The 16,415-nt window shown below is 44.8% G+C and carries 12 protein-coding genes; 9 read left to right on the forward strand and 3 right to left on the reverse strand.

Annotation, left to right across the window (positions count from 1 at the left end):
* Window positions 1-41 precede the first annotated feature (41 nt).
* Together alr and PR799_RS13155 are read left to right on the forward strand one after the other, a co-directional pair.
* Entirely contained in the window at window positions 42-1,124 is a 1,083-nt protein-coding gene (gene alr / locus PR799_RS13150) for an alanine racemase (protein ID WP_132497157.1), read from the forward strand.
* Between the two features lie 64 nt (window positions 1,125-1,188).
* Window positions 1,189-2,385 carry an amino acid aminotransferase gene (locus PR799_RS13155; protein ID WP_036955033.1) on the forward strand — a complete coding sequence of 399 codons (1,197 nt, stop codon included), beginning with the start codon at window positions 1,189-1,191 and terminating at the stop codon, window positions 2,383-2,385.
* 84 nt (window positions 2,386-2,469) lie between these two features.
* Here PR799_RS13155 and uvrA read toward each other — a convergent pair whose 3' ends face one another.
* The gene (uvrA, locus tag PR799_RS13160) at window positions 2,470-5,304 is read right to left on the reverse strand and encodes an excinuclease ABC subunit UvrA (RefSeq protein ID WP_154602086.1); all 2,835 of its coding nucleotides are present in this window, start codon (window positions 5,302-5,304) and stop codon (window positions 2,470-2,472) included.
* Window positions 5,305-5,648: 344 nt separating this feature from the next.
* On the opposite strand from uvrA, the gene PR799_RS13165 reads away from it, so the two are divergent.
* The 4 genes from PR799_RS13165 (at window position 5,649) to ilvN (ending at window position 8,648) form a co-directional block, all read left to right on the forward strand.
* Entirely contained in the window at window positions 5,649-6,167 is a 519-nt protein-coding gene (locus tag PR799_RS13165) for a single-stranded DNA-binding protein (RefSeq protein ID WP_036955024.1), read from the forward strand.
* A gap of 302 nt (window positions 6,168-6,469) precedes the next feature.
* Window positions 6,470-6,559 carry an ilvB operon leader peptide IvbL gene (ivbL, locus tag PR799_RS13170; RefSeq protein ID WP_108479355.1) on the forward strand — a complete coding sequence of 30 codons (90 nt, stop codon included), beginning with the start codon at window positions 6,470-6,472 and terminating at the stop codon, window positions 6,557-6,559.
* Between the two features lie 104 nt (window positions 6,560-6,663).
* A complete protein-coding gene (ilvB, locus tag PR799_RS13175; RefSeq protein ID WP_272522355.1) occupies window positions 6,664-8,361 on the forward strand; it encodes an acetolactate synthase large subunit in 1,698 nt (565 codons plus the stop codon).
* Between the two features lie 2 nt (window positions 8,362-8,363).
* Window positions 8,364-8,648, forward strand: coding sequence for an acetolactate synthase small subunit (gene ilvN / locus PR799_RS13180; protein WP_132497153.1), 285 nt, complete (start codon window positions 8,364-8,366; stop codon window positions 8,646-8,648).
* 45 nt (window positions 8,649-8,693) lie between these two features.
* On the opposite strand, the gene PR799_RS13185 is transcribed toward ilvN, so the two are convergent.
* Window positions 8,694-9,251 carry a helix-turn-helix domain-containing protein gene (locus PR799_RS13185; protein ID WP_272522383.1) on the reverse strand — a complete coding sequence of 186 codons (558 nt, stop codon included), beginning with the start codon at window positions 9,249-9,251 and terminating at the stop codon, window positions 8,694-8,696.
* Between the two features lie 340 nt (window positions 9,252-9,591).
* On the opposite strand from PR799_RS13185, the gene PR799_RS13190 reads away from it, so the two are divergent.
* Complete coding sequence (locus PR799_RS13190) at window positions 9,592-10,788, forward strand: MFS transporter (RefSeq protein ID WP_154626142.1); 1,197 nt, start codon at window positions 9,592-9,594, stop codon at window positions 10,786-10,788.
* A 69-nt stretch (window positions 10,789-10,857) separates the two neighbouring features.
* Here PR799_RS13190 and PR799_RS13195 read toward each other — a convergent pair whose 3' ends face one another.
* The gene (locus tag PR799_RS13195; protein ID WP_272522356.1) at window positions 10,858-12,543 is read right to left on the reverse strand and encodes an ArnT family glycosyltransferase; all 1,686 of its coding nucleotides are present in this window, start codon (window positions 12,541-12,543) and stop codon (window positions 10,858-10,860) included.
* A 552-nt stretch (window positions 12,544-13,095) separates the two neighbouring features.
* Between PR799_RS13195 and PR799_RS13200 the strand changes: the two genes are divergently transcribed.
* Both PR799_RS13200 and PR799_RS13205 read left to right on the forward strand, forming a co-directional pair.
* On the forward strand, window positions 13,096-14,442 hold the full coding sequence (locus PR799_RS13200; protein WP_036955005.1) for an NCS2 family permease: 1,347 nt from the start codon (window positions 13,096-13,098) through the stop codon (window positions 14,440-14,442).
* Between the two features lie 292 nt (window positions 14,443-14,734).
* Window positions 14,735-16,384, forward strand: coding sequence for a Na+/H+ antiporter (locus PR799_RS13205; protein ID WP_036955001.1), 1,650 nt, complete (start codon window positions 14,735-14,737; stop codon window positions 16,382-16,384).
* The last annotated feature ends 31 nt before the right edge of the window (window positions 16,385-16,415 follow it).

Below are 16,415 nucleotides of genomic sequence, written 5' to 3' on the forward strand. Positions count from 1 at the left end.
AAATAAGTTAAATTTTAAAAATGAATAATTAAGAGGAAGAAATGAAAGCGGCAACCGCATTAATAAACCGCCGCGCTCTGCGACACAACCTGCAACGCGTGAGAGAATTGGCGCCGAATAGCCGTCTGATTGCAGTTGTTAAAGCAAACGCTTATGGTCATGGATTAATTGGAGTTGGCACCGAAATTCAAGGAATTGTCGACGGTTTTGGGGTGGCGCGTTTAAATGAAGCCCTGCTGCTTCGACATCAAGGCGTGACAAAACCGATAGTTTTATTAGAAGGTTTCTTCGAAAAATCCGATTTGCAGTTGATGGTGGAATACAACATCGATACGGTGATCCACTGCATTGAACAACTGGAAATGCTGGAAAATGCCCAGCTTGCCAAAAAAATCAAAGTATGGATGAAACTCGATACTGGCATGCATCGCCTTGGCGTACTTCCTCAGCATGCGGAAAGTTTTTACCAACGTCTTCAAAGCTGTAGCAACGTTGATTTACCTATCAATATTGTTAGCCACTTCTGTCAGGCCGATGCGCCTGAACTCCCAACCACCAAAAAACAAATCGAATGCTTCCAACAGTTTGTGTCTGACAAACCGGGTGAAAAATCCATCGCGGCATCCGCGGGGATCCTCTTATGGCCAGAAGCCCATTATGACTGGGTTCGCCCCGGTATTATGATGTATGGCGCCTCACCGCAAGAAGGCAAAAGCGCTGCAAGCTTCGGTTTATTACCCGTCATGACCTTAAAATCCAGCCTGATTGCTGTGAGAGAGCATTCGGCAGGGCAGTGTGTTGGCTACGGCGAAACATGGTGCAGTGAACGTAATACCCGCCTTGGGGTGGTAGCGATTGGTTATGGAGATGGTTATCCGCGTAACGTGCCATCAGGAACGCCTGTTCTAGTCAATGGACGAAAAGTGCCGATTATTGGACGAATTTCCATGGATATGACTGTCGTGGATTTAGGGCCAGATGCCACCGATAAAGTGGGGGATGACGTCATTCTATGGGGAAATGCTCTGCCAGTGGAAGAAATTGCCACACAAACAGGCATCATTAACTATGAGCTTTTGACGAAATTGACCTCACGAGTCGCAATGGAATATGTAGACGAATAGATTTTAAAGGGTTATTTTCACAAGACAAAAGTAATAAAGAAAACCTACAAGTAGGAGATATCCTGTGTACCAACATGTTGATGCTTATCCGGGCGACCCAATTTTATCGCTGATGGATGAATTTAATAAAGATACTCGTGAAGGCAAAATTAACCTGAGTATTGGTCTTTATTATGATGCAGAGGGGAAAACCCCTGAGCTGGAAACCGTCGGCACAGCGAAAGCTGCACTGAGAAAACTTCCGGCAAGTGCATCGCTTTATCTACCAATGGAAGGTTTGAAAGATTACCGTACTGAATTACAAAAATTGGTGTTCGGCGAAGATTGCCCGTTAATCGCTCAAGAGCGTATCGCTACCGTACAAACCATTGGTGGCTCTGGCGCACTGAAAATCGGGGCTGATTTTTTACACCATTATTTCCCGAATTCAGAAGTCTGGTGCAGTAACCCAACATGGGAAAACCACGCTTCTATTTTCTCTGGCGCTGGCACAAAAGTGCATTATTACCCTTATTTTGATGAAAAAACCAAAGGGGTTAAATTTGATGAAATGCTGGAAACTTTCAAGAAGTTACCAGAAAATAGCATCATCTTAATGCACCCATGCTGCCATAACCCAACAGGCTCCGATTTAACGCCAGCTCAGTGGGATGAAGTGACGAAAGTGGCACTTGAACACAAATTGATCCCATTCTTAGATATCGCATATCAAGGTTTTGCGGAAGGTATCGATGAAGATGCTTATGCAATTCGCACGATGGTAAAAGCGGGTCTGCCAGTATTCGTCAGTAATTCATTCTCGAAAATCTTTGGTATCTACGGTGAACGTGCGGGGGGTTTATCTGTTATCTGTAAAGATAAAGATGAGCGCGATCGCGTGCTGGGGCAATTGAAAGCGGGTGTTCGTCGTCTGTATTCAAGCCCACCGTCTAACGGCGCGAAAATTGTTGCAGCAGTACTGACTGATAGCCAACAAAAAGCTAAATGGCTGGATGAAGTGGAAGAGATGCGCCTACGTATTTTAGATATGCGCACCGTCTTGGTGGATGAGCTGAAAAAAGCGCTACCAAACAAAAACTTCGACCACCTGTTAAAACAACGTGGTATGTTCAGCTACACTGGTTTTTCTCAACAACAAGTTGACCGTCTGAAAGATGAGTTTGCGGTTTATTTAGTTGGAACCGGTCGTGTGTGTATGGCTGGGGTGAACCGTCATAACGTGAAGCGTATCGTGGAAGCGTTCGCAGCAGTTAGCCAGTAATAGTTAGTAACGAACGGTTATATAAGCGTTAAAAAGGGGAACTCAGTTCCCCTTTTTCTATCTTAATGGACGGTTTTAGTTAACTCAGTAGCCACGCGCTAAGATAGGCTTCAAGAAACGCGCAGTATGGGATTTTTTACATTCAGCCACTTGTTCTGGGGTGCCTGAAATTAAAATTTCACCGCCACCGCTACCGCCTTCAGGGCCTAAGTCGACAATCCAGTCTGCCGTTTTGATCACATCCAAGTTATGCTCGATGACGACGATGGTATTGCCTTGGTCACGTAGTTGATGCAAGACCACAAGCAGTTGCTGGATATCGGCAAAGTGCAATCCGGTGGTTGGTTCATCTAAGATATAGATAGTTTGTCCGGTGCCGCGTTTAGACAACTCGCGAGCTAATTTCACGCGCTGGGCTTCACCACCTGACAAGGTTGTCGCAGATTGGCCTAAGCGAATATAAGACAGACCCACATCCATCAGTGTTTGTAACTTACGCGCGAGTGCAGGTACAGCATCAAAGAACTCGCGGGACTCTTCGATGGTCATATCCAGCACTTCATGGATACTTTTACCTTTGTATTTGATCTCTAAGGTTTCGCGGTTATAGCGCTTGCCTTTACATTGGTCACACGGCACATAGACATCGGGTAGGAAGTGCATTTCCACCTTAATCACCCCATCCCCTTGGCACGCTTCACAACGGCCGCCTTTGACGTTAAAACTGAAACGCCCTGGGTTATAGCCACGAGTCCGTGACTCTGGTACACCTGCGAACAGCTCACGAATTGGTGTAAAGATACCCGTGTAAGTGGCTGGGTTCGAACGTGGAGTACGTCCAATAGGGCTTTGGTCGATATCGATCACTTTATCGAAATGCTCTAAACCTTCGACATTGGTATACGGCGCAGGGTTAATCACTGTAGCGCCATTTAACTGACGCTGAGCGATAGGGAATAACGTATCGTTGATAAGCGTCGATTTACCGGAACCAGAAACCCCTGTAATACACGTAAATAAACCAACAGGAATATTCAGAGTAACATTCTTCAGGTTGTTGCCTGTTGCGCCAGAGACAGTCAGCACTTTATCTTTATTAAACGGAACACGCGTTTGTGGAATATCAATCTTGCGCTCGCCGCTTAAGAACTTACCGGTTAACGATTCAGGGTTAGCAACAATATCTTCCAATGTGCCTTGCGCTACAATTTGCCCACCGTGAACACCGGCTCCTGGGCCAATATCAATCACATGGTCGGCTGCTCGGATCGCATCTTCATCATGCTCAACCACAATGACGGTGTTTCCCAAATTACGTAGGTGAATCAAGGTTTCCAGTAATCGGTCATTATCGCGCTGATGGAGCCCTATAGACGGTTCATCCAGCACATACATTACCCCAACCAGACCCGCTCCAATTTGGCTTGCTAGGCGGATGCGCTGCGCCTCACCACCGGATAAGGTTTCTGCGGAGCGTGAAAGGCTTAGGTAATTCAGCCCCACATTCACTAAAAACTTCAGGCGGTCGCTGATCTCTTTCAGTATTTTTTCGGCAATCTTGGCGCGTTGTCCGCTGAGTTTTAAGTTTTGGAAAAATTCCATCGCATGACCGATGCTGTAATCTGCAATTTCAGGCAGCGTGGTATTTTCCACAAATACAAAACGGGCTTCTTTACGCAGACGGGTTCCTGCACAAGTCACGCAAGGGCGGTTGCTAATGTATTTTGCTAACTCTTCGCGCACCGCGGTGGATTCCGTTTCTTTATAACGGCGTTCCATATTGTTAAGCACACCTTCGAATGGGTGATGGCGTACGGTAATATCTCCGCGATCATTACGGTATTTGAATTCAATAGTTTCTTTGCCTGAACCATACAAAATGACTTTTTGAATGGCAGGGCTGAGTGAGTCATAAGGGGCTTCAACATCGAACTTATAGTGTTCGCCCAATGACATTAACATCTGAAAATAATAGAAATTACGACGATCCCAGCCGCGGATAGCTCCACCCGCAAGGGAAATTTCGGGATTTTGAATCACGCGCTCAGGGTCAAAAAACTGCTGAACCCCTAAACCGTCGCAGCTTGGGCAGGCCCCTGCTGGGTTGTTGAATGAGAATAGGCGCGGTTCTAACTCCATCATGCTATAGCCACAAACAGGGCACGCAAAGTTAGCGGAGAACACTAATTCTTCAGCTTTCGGATCATCCATATCTGCGACAACAGCGGTGCCGCCAGACAGTTCCAGTGCAGTTTCAAAGGATTCCGCAAGACGCTGGGCGATATCGTCGCGTACTTTGAAGCGGTCAACCACCACTTCAATGGTATGTTTTTTCTGTAATTCGAGTTTTGGTGGATCGGATAAATCACAAACTTCACCATCAATACGGGCGCGAATATACCCTTGGCTCGCTAAGTTATCGAGTAACTTAACGTGCTCACCTTTACGCTCTTTCACGACCGGAGCCAGCAGCATCATACGGCGATCGGTCGGCTGTGCGAGGACGTTATCCACCATCTGGCTAACGGTTTGTGCCGCAAGCGGAATATCATGATCAGGACAGCGAGGCTCACCCACACGGGCAAACAATAGGCGCAGGTAATCATGGATTTCGGTAATGGTCCCGACCGTTGAACGCGGGTTATGGGAAGTGGATTTCTGTTCAATGGAAATAGCAGGCGACAGCCCTTCGATATGGTCAACATCCGGTTTTTCCATTAAAGAAAGGAATTGACGAGCATACGCGGATAGTGATTCAACATAGCGACGCTGACCTTCAGCATAGAGGGTATCAAAGGCGAGGGAGGATTTCCCTGAACCAGATAGCCCTGTAATAACTATCAGCTTGTCTCGGGGGATGATGAGATTGATATTTTTTAGGTTATGCGTGCGTGCGCCGCGGACTTCGATATTCTCCATTTACCACTTCCCGAATGAATTGATAGTGAACAAAAATGAACTTGGTCGTCTTAATTAATGAGCCAGTACTAATAAACGATTTAGTATTGCACAAAATTTGCTGAATGGATATACAGTATATGTGCTCTTTCTATATCATTTCATAGGGGGATGATGGCAACTTATCTGTGACGCCAATAATTAGCGTCTATACTAAAAAACAGTAATGCAGATTTCACTTAAATTTGGAAAGCGCTTCGCAACTTATCATCAAGCAATCTCAATTTATGGTGCAATACAGATAGGTCGTGGTAAACTTCACGGTCAGTCCAGAGATTAAAAATTCAATGCATCAGGAGTAATAAATGGCCACCAGAGGCGTAAATAAAGTAATTCTTATCGGTAACTTAGGACAAGATCCAGAAATCCGTTATATGCCTAACGGCGGAGCTGTCGCTAACCTGACTCTGGCAACTTCTGAAAGTTGGCGTGACAAGCAAACCGGTGAAATGCGTGAAAAAACCGAATGGCACCGTGTTGTGATTTTCGGCAAATTAGCCGAAGTTGCTGGTGAATATCTGAAAAAAGGTTCACAAGTTTATATCGAAGGTTCACTGCAAACCCGTAAATGGCAAGACCAAAGCGGTCAAGATCGCTACACCACCGAAGTTGTGGTCAATATCGGCGGTTCAATGCAGATGCTTGGTGGTCGCGGCGGTGATGCACCATCACAAGGTCAAAGCGGTGGGCAAGGCGGTTGGGGTCAACCACAACAGCCACAAGCAGCACAACAGTTCAGTGGCGGCGGCGCAGCGCCAGCGCGTTCACCAGCTCCACAAACCAATGAACCACCAATGGATTTTGATGACGATATCCCGTTCTAATTTCTAAATTAGAAAATCAAAATCATCGATTAAAGCCCTTAATTTTAAGGGCTTTAATTTTTTATGAGCAATTTCAGCTCAAATTATCACGCCTCAGCAACATTCTGTGATATGCCTCTCATTTGAAATCCACAACCAACAAAAACGAAAAAAAGGGTTGTGAAGGTTAGGATTTTATGGTTTCTTAAATGCAGCAAGCACAAAAATGAAAAATCAGACAGACTTTAGCTAAACATGAAATTCATTAAATATGGATTTTGGCTAAATCAGACAGAATTAAATGACAGGAAACTCTCGTGAAAATGACTGCTAACCGTTCAAACCTACTACTTACCGCGCCACTAGCCGCGGTAGTCGTGCGTGTGGTGGTGGTCGTGGGCTTAGCGCCGTAACGGGAACAAATCACGCGATTTAGAAACCCCGCCGGCGCAAACCGAGCGGGGTTTTTTTATGACCTAAAACTCGGATCCGCAGGCTAGTGAAGGAATAAAAAATTATGAGCGAGTCGGGCACAACATCACCACAAAAAACCTGTTTTACAGGCGCAGAATTAATCGTCCATTTATTGGAAAAACATGGTATTACCATCGTTTCTGGTATCCCTGGCGGGGCAGCATTGCCATTCTATGATGCACTGGGACAGAGCAAAAAAATTCGCCACATACTGGCGCGTCACGAGCAAGGTGCGGGTTTTATTGCACAGGGAATTGCGCGTAGCACAGGCAAAGCGGCGGTGTGTATTTCCTCAAGCGGTCCCGGCGCCACTAACTTAGTGACTGCCATTGCGGATGCGAAACTGGATTCAATTCCACTGGTATGCATCACTGCGCAGGTGCCATCTTCGATGATTGGTACCGATGCGTTTCAGGAAGTGGATACTTACGGCATTTCAATTCCGATTACGAAGCACAACTATTTGGTACGCAGCATTGAAGATCTGCCTTACGTTATCTGCGAAGCATTCCGTATTGCTGAATCTGGGCGTCCGGGACCTGTTTGGATTGATATTCCAAAAGATGTTCAGACTGCAACCATTGAATTAGATGCGCTGCCAGAGGTTTTACCGAAAGATAAAACCCCAAGCTTCGATATGGAGAAAGTGATCCAAGCGGCGGAAATGATCAATCGTGCGAAGCGTCCAGTACTTTATTTCGGGGGCGGGGTGATTAGCTCTGATTCAACCGCGACGGCTATCGCTTTTGCCGAAAAAGCCTCTTTACCAACGACAATGACTTTGATGGCATTGGGGACCATTCCGATGCGTCATCCGCTGTATTTGGGCATGTTAGGCATGCATGCGGCACGTAGCACGAACATGATCATGGAAGAGTCTGATTTGCTGATTGTTATCGGTGCTCGCTTTGATGACCGCGCCATTGGTAAAGCGGAAAAATTCTGCCTGAATGCCAAAATCATTCACGTTGATATTGATAAAGCAGAAATCAGTAAAATCAAACGTCCAGACATTGCTATCCATGCGGATGCAGGGCAAATCTTAGAATTACTGTTACCGTTAATTGAGCGCAATGATCGTCAAGAGTGGGTTCAACAAGTCAATGAGCTGAAAAATAATTATCCACTGAACTTAGCTAATGCGGATGATCCATTAGATCACTACGGTTTGGTATTAGCCACCGCACGTGCGGCAGGGGAAGAGGCGATTGTCACGACGGATGTTGGACAGCATCAAATGTGGGCGGCGCAAGCTTATCCATTGTCACGTCCTCGCCAGTGGTTAACATCCGGTGGTTTGGGCACCATGGGCTTTGGTTTACCGGCAGCGATTGGCGCTGCATTGGCTCACCCCGATAAAACCATCGTTTGTTTTTCAGGTGATGGCAGCTTAATGATGAATATTCAGGAACTGGCGACAGCGGCGGAGCATCAATTAAACATTAAAATCATTTTAATGAACAACCAAGCGCTGGGCATGGTGCATCAGCAGCAAGACCTGTTTTTTGAGAATCGTATCTTTGCTGCGGCTTATCCTTATCAGACCGACTTTATTAAAATTGCCTCTGGGTTTGGTTTCCAAACGTGTGATTTAAATAATGAAGCCGAGCCTGAAATGGCGCTGGAAGCGATTATGAACACTAAAGGGCCTTGCTTAATTCATGCCTTGATTGATGTCAATCAGAAGGTATATCCAATGGTTCCTCCTGGTGCCGCTAATATTGATATGATCGGAGCGTAATTATGGTATTTGAACATCACCCAATCGCCTTAGAATTAATTGTTCGCAACCATCCGGGCGTCATGTCACATATTTGCGGGTTGTTTGCGCGTCGAGCATTTAACGTGGACGGCATTCTATGTATGCCAATTAAAGATAGGGACGAAAGCCGCATTTGGTTATTAGTTCAGAAAGATGAGCGTTTATCCCAGATGGTTAACCAAGTTGAAAAACTGGAAGACGTCCGTGAAGTTCGCTTTAGCGATGATCTGCGCGTGTTTGAAACCATGCAGGATTATTTGCAGTAATTCTGAATGAATAAGGTCGGCTTACAAGGAGCGTAGGCTGACGAATTACACGCCATCACTTAAATGTGAATAGGTCATCACGACGGTGGCGTGCACATCCCCCTCAATGCATAAGTAAGCATGAGGAAAGTCTCCGCTGAACGCGTAAAAATCCCCAGCCTCAAGAACGACATTTTGTTCATTTTCTAAGCGTAACATTAGGGAGCCCGCGTGTACCATAATGTGTTCATGGGTGCCGACCATATGCGCGGGGCTATTAATAATGGCGCCTCTTTTCATACTAAGTTGCCAAATTTCAGAGACGTTACCCATACTGATACGGAATTTAAATTGCTCTAAATAATCGCCTTCGAGTGGCGTGGCCTTTACCAAATAGGGGTAAGATTCATTTTGGCGTGTAAATAAATCGCTGAGCGGAAAACGCAGAGCTGCCGCAATGGACTCCAAAGTGTCGATGCGCGGATTTGAATCCCCTGATTCCAACTTAGAGAGGGCGGCTTTAGAGATCCCTGATAAATGAGAAAGCTCACTCAGAGAAAGGTTTCTCGCCTGACGTAGCAGACGCACTTTCTGACCAATTTTTATATTTATTTTATTTTCCACGACACTGTCTTCCACAATATTGCTTTTATAAATTCTCATTTCTGCTGTCAATTCTAACATCTTAAATATGAAATGTCAGAAACCCGATATTATGAAAATAATATTTTGCTGAATGCGAATAAATGGAAAAATAATCTAAAAATTATTTTTTAAATACACGGTTATAAAAATAAGATTTATTGTTTTTTCAGTGTGTTATTTTGTTGAATGAATTCATGATATAATTTAATTTGTATTATTCTAATGACTGAATGTGTCACAGTGTTTTATTTCAAATAAATAATATCTTTTCGGAGTTTATATCTGACAATTAATCCTAATTGAGCAGATTAATACAAAAATGAACCCTGCTAATTCGAGTTTTCAACATTTTCGACGTTCTGCTTCTTTTGCTATTTTTACGATTACAACCAGCATTGCCGTTATCGGCATCGTGATTGGTCTCAGTATCCCGATGGTGGCGCTGCGACTGAATAATTTTGGTGTGAGTGAGCTGTACATTGGTATTATCTCTGCGGCTCCGGCCTTGGGGATGTTTTTGATTGCCCCAGTGGTACAGCGCATTGTGAAGTGGTGTGGAAAGCGCAAAGCGATGTTAATCGCGACGGTGATCTCAGCCATTAGCTTACTGCCACTGTTAAGTTCATTGCCTTTATGGTTACTTTTCCCTTTGCGGCTGATTACGGGACTTGCAAGCGGGGTGATGATTTGTTTGGGGGAAACGTGGATCAACGAATTATCCCCTGAAAACAAGCGAGGGCGTATATTGGCGATTTACACGACGGTATTTACTGTAAGCCAATTATTAGGTCCGTCATTTATTGCCTATTATGGTGTGGAAGATAAATCCCCGCTGTTTATTTGTACCTTGATTCACTTAATTTCTGTGGCTTTATTCCTACTTATGGATCAAAAAGTGGGAGATAGGCTCGCAGAAACGGCGTCAGAATCTAACTTTTCAATTGTGCAGTTCGTGAAAGTTGCTCCTGGAATTTGTGCCGGAATTCTATTTTTTGCTTTTTTCGATGGCACTATCCTGTCAATGTTCCCAATTTACGGGATGGGCATGGGGCATACCGAGGCGGTTGCGGCGATGATGATCAGTGCAATTTTGGCGGGAGATGCGATTATGCAAATGCCATTTGGTTGGTTAGCTGACCATATGAATCGCGAAAAACTGTACCGAATTTGCGGCGTGGTGACGTTAGGGGCAAGTATGTTGCTACCGTTCTTAATTACGCACACTTACTTTATTTGGGTTTTACTGTTTGTGTTGGGGGCGACGGCTGGGGCCATTTACACTATCGCTTTAGTACAGATTGGCCAATACTTCAGAGGGAATGAGCTAATTATAGCCAACGCCGCAGCGGCAATGTTATGGGGAATTGGTAACCTTTCTGGTCCATTGTTGGCTGGCGCTGCAACGGCGATTTCGCCATCAGGTCTGCCGATATTATTGATTGGAATAGCGGGACTATTTTTATGGTTTACCCGTGAAAAATATGGCGCTCAAGCCATTGAGCAACAAGCTCAGTAACATTTTTTCCTCAATATATAAAAAATCCCCGAGTTCAGTTCTGGCTCGGGGATTTTTATTCGCTATCAACTATTCTGTCACTCGATAAACCACCAAATTCTCGCGGAATTCATCAGGACGATGATTTGACCAAAACAATTCCATGCCTTCAGGCGCAGGTTGAATTTCTTTGGATAACACAATCAGCCAGCGGCACTGTTGCGGCTTCTCAAATCCCAGCTGCCTTTGATGTAAAATACCCGTGTAGTAATAGAGCATCGGCGCTTCTGATTCCCCAAGGTTTTCGGAAGCCATACAGTCATTCTGGGTAAATTGCCCTTCTAAATGATGACGAAGGTCTACAAAAACGCCTTCGTAGCCTTTTGAATAATCAATCCAACCAACAAACAATGTGAGAATAATACTCCACACACTCACCATCCCTAGAGACCAGTTTCTTATCGCTTGGAAAGCGCTGTTTGAAGAGGAAATAAGACGATTGCGGAAGAACCAAAAACAGGTAATAAAAATGCCCGCTATCAACGCAAACACAGAAAAATGCATTTGGTAATCAAGCGGTAACCAACGACCAAAAACAGGTAACCATTGGGCGTGATGACCCGTTAATACAATAATGTAGCAAGCCCACAGAAAGAGAATTAACCCAGACCAGAAAAAGGCAGCGAAGAGTGCAAATGCGTTCAAGATTTTCTCTGAAAACCAGCCAAGAGCCTGCACACCGAGGATCGCCATCGGAGCAATAAAGGGCAGTAAATAGAGCGCTCGCCCACTGGCAGACATTTGCAAGAATACCACGCCAAGGACAGGAAATATGGCAATCAAATATTCATTATGATCGCGCAGGCGTTTGAGTGGATGACGTAAAAAATAGGCTGTTGCCAGTAGCCCTGCAGGAAGGGCAAAGAATGCAATAGCGGAAGGAATTCGCGTAAAATTAGCTTTAGCTCCTAACTTTTCAACGGAAAATCCAAGGAAACGGCCAATATTATTTTCCCAAAACCAAGTTACGAACAGCTCTGGATGCTGCACATACAGCATAATTGGCCAAGGCAGGATAGCGATGAGAGAGACTAAGCCTGCGAGTAGAGCGGGTTGCCAAAACTGTTTAGATCGGCACTGAACAAGAAATACAGGCGCCAAAAATAGGCTGATCCACAGAACGCCGGGAATAAATACGCCTTTAGATAAGGTGGTGATAATGGTTCCAAGGCAGAGCCAGAAGGCGGACGTAGCAATTTTCTGTTGCTGAATTAACCCTAATAAACCATATAAGCCGATGGTAGCCCCTGTAATTAACGAAACATCCGTGAACATTTCATGGGTGTGTCGCAATACTCCCGGCGCACAAACGTACAGTGCAAATGCTGTCCAAATACGGGCATCAGAAAAACTGTCAGACTTAAAAAAGCGGCGAGCTAATAAAACAAAAAAATAAAAATTAATAATAGAGAAAAATAAACTGGCGCTGCGTGCGGCATCGTATAGCGGCATCACTCCGGAGAGTAAATGAGAAAAAATTGTCGCCGTCCAATAATAGAATGGCGGTTTTTCCATGAAGGGTTCACCAGCATTAGTAGGAACTAGCCAATTTCCAGTTTCATACATGGTTTGAATAATACCGAAACTGTAGTTTTCATCTTGCTTCCATGGGCTATGGCCATAAATCCCGGGAAGGAGATAAACCAGTAAAAATACAGCAAAAAGTATTAAGGCACTTTTTGGCATTGTTTTAATTGAGGTTGTAATGGTTGACATAATATTTATAGCGAGTGTTAAGTATTATTAAAAAATATATTTATAAAAATAATCACCAGAGAAATGAGTTATTTAATTAGCATTAGAGAATAAATACTTTCATAAACAGATTATTTATTAAAAACTCAATATTAGTGGGAATTTTAGCAACACTCTTACACATGTATTTAAACAAAGGGTATATAGAACGAAATATGACTGACTTTTATGGAGGATTGTAAAAATACGGCGCAGTTTTTATGATTTTTGACTGAAAAGTAGCCCATCATAAAACACTTGATCAATTCCCCCCTTTCGAACGATAATTACGCTCTTCACAATTCGCCTCACTTTGTTCTGAAAGCCAAACGTTTGCGCACTGTCCCTAGAGAGTCATTCTGTTTACCTGTTATCTCAGTTCAGTGAATATTTTTAAAAAGGTAATCGTTTACGTGAATTTCAGTGTGAGGCGATATTCGCTAAGCCACCAAGCAAAAAATGAATAAATGCTTATGAAAAGCTTAGCAAAAATAGTGACATAGAATTTTCTAAAATTAATAGCAGAGGTATACCATGGCAGGCCAACAGGCTTCATCCAATTGCAAATTGGATTCATATTTTAAGATCACAGCGCGTGGCTCATCAGTGCGCCGCGAAATCATTGCGGGATTAACGACATTCTTAGCGATGGTTTATTCTGTCATCGTCGTGCCGGGTATGTTAGGACAAGCAGGCTTCCCACCTACTGCAGTATTTATCGCAACCTGTTTAGTAGCGGGTTTCGGTTCTTTATTAATGGGGTTATGGGCGAATCTGCCAATGGCAATTGGCTGTGCAATCTCATTAACGGCGTTTACCGCCTTTAGCTTAGTGTTAGGGCAACACATTAGTATTCCAGTTGCGCTGGGTGCCGTGTTCTTAATGGGGTGTTTATTCACCATTATCTCTGTGACAGGTATCCGCAGTTGGATTTTACGTAACATGCCAATGGGCGTGGCTCATGGTACGGGTATTGGTATTGGTCTGTTTTTACTCTTGATTGCAGCAACGGGCGTTGGCTTAGTGGTTAAAAACCCAAATGCAGGCTTACCCGTTGCGCTGGGTGAATTTACTTCATTCCCTGTTTTAATGTCTCTGATTGGTTTAGCGGTGATTTTTGGTTTAGAAAAACGCCGTGTACCGGGTGGGGTGTTATTAGTCATTATCGCGATTTCGATTATTGGTTTGATTTTCGACCCTGCCGTTAAATACCAAGGTTTCTTTAAATTGCCTTCATTTGGTGAAGATGGTTTAGCGCTGATGTTTAGCATGGATATCATGGGTGCACTTCAAGCTGCGGTTCTGCCAAGCGTTCTGGCATTAGTAATGACGGCAGTTTTTGATGCAACGGGGACTATCCGCGCGGTTGCGGGTCAAGCGAACTTACTGGATAAAGACGGTCAGATTATCGATGGTGGAAAAGCGTTAACCGCTGACTCTGTAAGCAGCATTTTTGCAGGGGCTATCGGCGCATCGCCAGCCGCGGTATATATCGAATCTGCTGCAGGAACCGCAGCAGGCGGTCGTACAGGTTTAACCGCCGTAGTTGTTGGTGTTTTATTCTTATTTATCTTGTTCTTATCTCCATTGTCTTATCTGGTACCTGCCTATGCAACGGCGCCAGCACTGATGTATGTGGGTCTGTTGATGCTGAGCAATGTCTCGAAATTAGATTTCGATGATTTTGTGGATTCGATGTCAGGTTTACTGTGCGCGGTATTTATCGTATTAACCTGTAATATCGTCACCGGTATCATGCTAGGTTTCGCTTCACTGGTTATCGGGCGTATCTGTGCGGGTGAATGGCGTAAACTGAATATTGGTAGCGTGGTTATCGCGGTTCTATTGGTAGCGTTTTATGCTGCCGACCTCGCTATCTAAAGGTAATTCTAATGATAGGGCGGCAGCTGCTGTCGCCCTTTAACGGATTGTTGCGATTCGTTCTAAACTCCAAATTATTTTCCCGTCAGATAGCCTGTTAAGGATAGAATAGTGCTAAGGCGGTATATGAAGTGAAAATGCCTATTTTCAACCAGTGGCTGCCTTGACTGAAAATCTCATGGTCTGGACGGTGCTATCTCTTACTATGCGGCGGCAGGCAAATTTTGGGTTATCCCGTTATACTTTAAGCTGCGATATTTAGGGTATGCATTAGTTAATAAGTAAGGGCAACATGGAAATTTTCTTTACTATTCTGATTTTGATCTTGGCTGTCTCTGTTTCTGGTGTGGTGACGAAAGTCATTCCCATCCGTATTCCCCTTCCTCTTATTCAGATTGCTATCGGTGCATTATTAGCGTGGCCTCAATTTGGGTTACATGTCTCTTTTGACCCCGAACTCTTTATGGTTCTGTTGATTCCACCGCTGTTATTCGTCGATGGTTGGAAAACCCCTACCCGTGAATTTTTCCAGAATGGGCGAGAAATTTTCATTCTGGTATTAGTGCTAGTATTAGTAACCGTTATCGGGATTGGTTATCTGATTTACTGGTTGATGCCTGGTATTCCACTTATTGCCGCCTTTGCGCTGGCTGCGGTACTTTCCCCAACAGATGCGGTGGCCTTGTCCTCTATCGTCGGGAAAGGACGAATTCCCAAGCGCATGATGAGCGTACTCGAAGGGGAAGCATTGATGAACGATGCTTCCGGTCTGGTGGCGTTGAAGTTCGCCGTGGCGATTGCCATGGGAACGATGGTCTTCAGCGTATCGGGCGTTACAATCGAATTCTTTAAAGTCGCAGTCGGTGGTCTATTGGCGGGTGTTGCTGTGACGTGGCTATACAGTAAGTCTCTACGCTTAATGAGCCGCTGGAGTGGGGATGACCCCGCAACGCAAATTGTCTTCATGCTGCTGTTACCATTCGCATCCTACATGATTGCGGAACATATCGGTTTCTCGGGTATTTTGGCGGCGGTTGCTGCGGGTATGACTATCACCAAGTCTGGCGTTATCCGTAATGCACCTTTGGCGATGCGTTTACGTGCCGATAGCGTCTGGTCGATGTTAGAGTTTGTCTTTAACGGATTAGTGTTCATTATGCTCGGTTTACAATTACCGGGGATTTGGGAAACATCGGTTATTCAAGCGGAACTCGACCCAAGCGTCGAAACTTGGATGCTGTTTACCGCCGTCGTTATTATCTATTTTGCCTTACTGATTTTGCGTTTCTGCTGGCTATGGTTGATGAAGAGATTCAGCCGCTTGTTCTTGAAAAAACGCCCATTACAGTTCGCGAGCTATACCGTCCGTGAATTGTGGTTAGCGTCGTTTGCCGGGGTTCGTGGGGCAATTACCTTAGCCGGTGTGCTCTCGGTGCCATTGTTTCTAACCGATGGTTCTCCGTTCCCAGCAAGGTACCAGCTGGTGTTTATCGCCGCAGGGGTTATTTTATTTTCCATTTTTGCGGGCGTTGTGGCGTTACCACTCCTGCTGCGCAATTTTAAAGTGGGGGATAAAGAGGCGGATATCAACGAGATCCGTATGGCGAAAGCCGCAATGGCAGAAGTGGCGATTGTCAGCTTGAACAAGATGCAAGAGCGTTTATCGGCGGATGTGGAAGAGCAATTAGATTCGGAAGACATCAACGAGGTCGCGACAAGGGTGATTGGTCATTTACGCCGTCGAACCGCCGACCAAGACGAGATGGAACACAACTTGCAGATTGAAGACCTTGAACGGCGTTTTCGCTTAACGGCGCTACGTGCAGAACGTGGTGAGCTCTATCACTTGCGTGCAACACGGAAAATCAGTAATGAAACCTTGCAAAGCTTGCTGGTGGATCTGGATTTATTAGAAGCCGTACTGATCGAAAAAGAGCATTAAATCGAAAAAACGCGTATTCTACGGGCATCTT

Origin of the sequence: Providencia sp. PROV202 (assembly GCF_028479565.1) — a bacterium.
Taxonomy (GTDB): domain Bacteria; phylum Pseudomonadota; class Gammaproteobacteria; order Enterobacterales; family Enterobacteriaceae; genus Providencia; species Providencia zhijiangensis.